Origin of the sequence: Streptomyces sp. NRRL S-646 (genome assembly GCF_000720765.1) — a bacterium.
Classification (GTDB): domain Bacteria; phylum Actinomycetota; class Actinomycetes; order Streptomycetales; family Streptomycetaceae; genus Streptomyces.
In genome coordinates this window covers 1-3,843 of record NZ_JODC01000059.1, presented here as the reverse complement: position 1 = coordinate 3,843, position 3,843 = coordinate 1, and the positions used below count along the sequence as shown (strand labels likewise).

The 3,843-nt window shown below is 71.8% G+C and carries 1 pseudogene; it reads left to right on the top strand.

Annotated elements, in window-relative coordinates:
• Positions 1 to 3,843 (top strand): annotated as a pseudogene (locus tag IH68_RS58970) (type I polyketide synthase); the annotation flags it as partial.

Below are 3,843 nucleotides of genomic sequence, written 5' to 3'. Positions count from 1 at the left end.
TGCTTCCCGCGCTGTCGAGTTGGCACAAGGGTCGGGCGGCGCGGTCGGTGGTGGACGGCTGGCGGTACAAGGTGGTCTGGAAGCCCGTGGGCCGGGACACCCGTGCCGCCGGGGCGCTGACCGGCCGCTGGCTGCTCGTCGTCCCGCAGGGACACCCCGACACCGACCTCACCACCACCGTCACCGTTGCATTGACTCGCCACGGCGCCGACGTACGCGTCCTCGAACTCACGTCGCGCCACGCCCAGGCCGACCTTCTGGACTCCGCGATCGACGAGGCGTTGGCCGACCCGGGGGCTCCCCTCAGCGGCGTACTGTCGCTGCTCGGATTGGACGAGGCTCCGTTGCCCGACCATCCCGTGCTGCCCACCGGGGCCGCGTTCACCGTCTCCCTCCTCCAGGCTCTGGGACGGGCCGGGGTGAGCGCGCCGCTGTGGTGTGCCACCCAGGGTGCCGTGGCCGTCGGGGACCAGGAGCCGGTCTCCCGGCCGGCGCAGGCCGCCGTCTGGGGGCTGGGCAGGGTCGCGGCCCTGGAGTTCCCGGAGCGCTGGGGCGGGCTGGTCGACCTTCCCGAGCGACTTGAGGGACGGGACACCGATGCTCTCTGCGCCGTATTGGCGTCGTACGGCGACACTGCCGAGGACCAGGTCGCCCTGCGTGGCAACAGCACCTTCGTACGGCGTCTCGTGCCGGCCCCCCTGACGCCGCGGACGAACCCGGCCGCCGGGCGGACCTGGAGGCCCCGCGGTACCGCGCTCGTGACCGGTGGAACCGGTGCGCTCGGCGCGCACGTCGCCCGTTGGCTGGCGCGGGGCGGCGCCGAGGACGTGGTCCTGGTCAGCCGGCGCGGTACCACCGACGATGCGGGCTTCGCGGCACTGGAGTCCGAAGTCGCCGCGCTGGGCGCCCGGTTGACCGTCGCCGCCTGCGACATCGCTGACCGTGCGGCCCTGGTGGATCTGCTGAACTCCCTGCGCGAGGAGGGCCGTACCGTACACACGGTGGTGCACGCCGCCGGTGTCGGTACCCTCGGGACGCTCACCGATCTCAGCATGGCGGAGTTCGCCGAGGTAGCCGCGGGCAAGGTCGCCGGGGCACAGCACCTCGCCGAGGTCCTCGACCCGGCCGAAACCGATGCGCTGATCCTCTTCTCCTCCATCTCCGGCGTCTGGGGCGTCGCCGATCACGCCGCGTACGCCGCCGCCAACGCCACCCTGGACGCCCTCGCCGAGCACATGCGCCGGGCACGCGGGTTGCCGGTCCTCTCGGTGGCCTGGGGTCCCTGGGACGGTGGCGGCATGATCGCCGAGGAAATGCGCGATCCGCTGCGCCGCCGCGGCATCCCCGTCATCGCCCCGGAACCGGCGATGGTGGCGCTGCAGGAGGCGCTGGACCACGACGACACCGTCGTGGCCGTCGCGGACGTCGACTGGTCCCGCTTCGTGCCCGTCTTCAGTGCCGCCCGGCCCGCACCGCTCATAGCCCCGCTGGAACCGGACAATCAGCCCGCAGCCGCCGGGACGAGCGGCGCCGGGGCACGGGACGGACAGGACACGGACACGGACACCTCGGTGTCGACGCTCGCCCAGCGGCTCAGCGCCCTGCCCGCCACCGAACACGACCGGTTCGTACAGGATCTCGTACGGGCCGAGGCGGCCGCCGTGCTCGGCCATGAGTCGGCGGACGCTGTCGACGCCGCGTACGCATTCAAGGAGCTGGGCTTCGACTCGGTCAGCGCCGTCGAGCTGCGCAACCGTCTCACCTTCCGTACGGGGCTGAAGATCCCGACAACCGTGGTCTTCGACCACCCCACTCCGCTCGCCCTCGCCGCCCACCTCCGCCAACTGGCTCTCGGTGACGGTTCGGCACCACGCCAGCAGGACACGAACTCGCTTGTTGCCACCGCCGGTTCGCGCCGTCACTCCACGGGCGACGAACCCATCGCCATCGTCGGCATGGGGTGCCGCTATCCGGGCGGCATCGCGTCCCCCGACGACCTGTGGCGCATCGTCAGCGACGGCGAGGACGTCATCACCGGCTTCCCCGCCGACCGAGGCTGGGACACGAGTCGGCTCTACGACCCCGACCCCGACCGGCACGGCACCAGCTACGTCCGGCACGGTGGCTTCCTGCACGACGCCGGGGAGTTCGACGCCGCCTTCTTCGGGATCTCCCCGCGCGAGGCGGCGGCCATGGATCCGCAGCAGCGGCTGCTCCTGGAGACGTCGTGGGAGGCGTTGGAGCGGGCCGGCATCGACCCGAAGACTCTGCGCGGCAGCAGCACCGGTGTCTTCACGGGCCTCACCGACCAGAACTACGGAACCCTGCTCAGCCGCGGCACCGACGGCACCGAGGGCTATCTCGTCACCGGCGCCTCGACCGCCGTCGCATCGGGCCGCGTCTCCTACGTCCTCGGCCTGGAGGGGCCGGCGGTGACCGTCGACACGGCGTGCTCGTCGTCGCTGGTCGCGCTGCATCTGGCGGTACAGTCCCTGCGTTCCGGCGAGTGCTCGATGGCGTTGTCGGGGGCCGCGATGGTCATGGCTGACCCTGCCCCGTTCGTGGGCTTCAGCCGTCAGCGGGGCCTCGCCCCCGACGGCCGCTGCAAGCCCTTCGCCGAAGCCGCCGACGGGTTCTCCCTCGCAGAGGGTGTGGGTGTGCTGCTGCTGGAGCGGCTGTCGGACGCCCGGCGCAACGGTCACCCCGTGCTGGCGGTGGTCCGTGGAACGGCGATCAACCAGGACGGTGCGAGCAACGGCCTCACCGCGCCCAACGGTCCCTCGCAGCAACGTGTGATCCGCGCCGCCCTCGCCGACGCCCGCCTCACCGGCGGTGACGTCGATGTCGTCGAGGCGCACGGCACGGGTACGCGGCTGGGCGACCCGATCGAGGCGCAGGCCCTGCTGGCGACCTACGGGCAGGACCGGCCGGATGAACAGCCGCTGCTCATCGGCTCGGTCAAGTCGAACATCGGGCACACGCAGACCGCGTCCGGTATGGCCGGCGTGATGAAGATGGTGTTCGCGATGCGGCACGGCCTCGTGCCCGGCACGCTGCATGTGGACGCACCGTCGTCGCATGTCGACTGGTCGGCGGGGGCGGTGTCGCTGCTGACGGAGGCTGTGGAGTGGCCGGAGGTCGAGGGGCGTCCGCGCCGGGCCGGGGTGTCCTCGTTCGGGTGCCGAGTCGGCTGAACTTGCCGTGGGGCTGGGGGTGTTGGCCTCTGGTGAGGTGAGCGGCGCGGGTGTGGTGCGTGGTGCGGTTGCTGGTGGTGCTAACCGGGTGGCGTTTGTGTTTCCGGGTCAGGGGGCGCAGTGGGCCGGTATGGGACGCCAGTTGTGGGATGCGTCGCCGGTGTTCGCGGCGTCGATGGAGGCGTGTGAGGCCGCTCTCGCTCCTCATGTGGAGTGGTCGTTGAGTGATGTGGTGCGTGGCGGGGGTGAGCTGCCTGAGGTGGATGTGGTGCAGCCGGTGGGGGAGATTGCTGCGGCGGTGGTGGCGGGTGGGTTGTCGTTGGAGGACGGGGCGCGGGTGGTGGCGCTGCGGTCCAAGGCGATCCGGGCCATTGCCGGGCGGGGTGGCATGGTGTCCGTCCCGCTGCCGCTCGCGGATGTTGAGGAGTTGCTGACCGGTTGGGCGGGCCGGATCGATATCGCGGCGGTGAACGGTCCGGGTTCGGTGGTGGTGGCCGGGGATGCGGACGCGCTGGATGAGCTGATGGCCCACTGCGAGGGCCACGACGTACGGGCGCGTCGTATCCCGGTGGACTACGCCTCCCACACGAGGCACGTCGAAGCCATCGAGACCGAACTGGCCGAGGTGCTCGCGGCGGTCTCCCCCCGC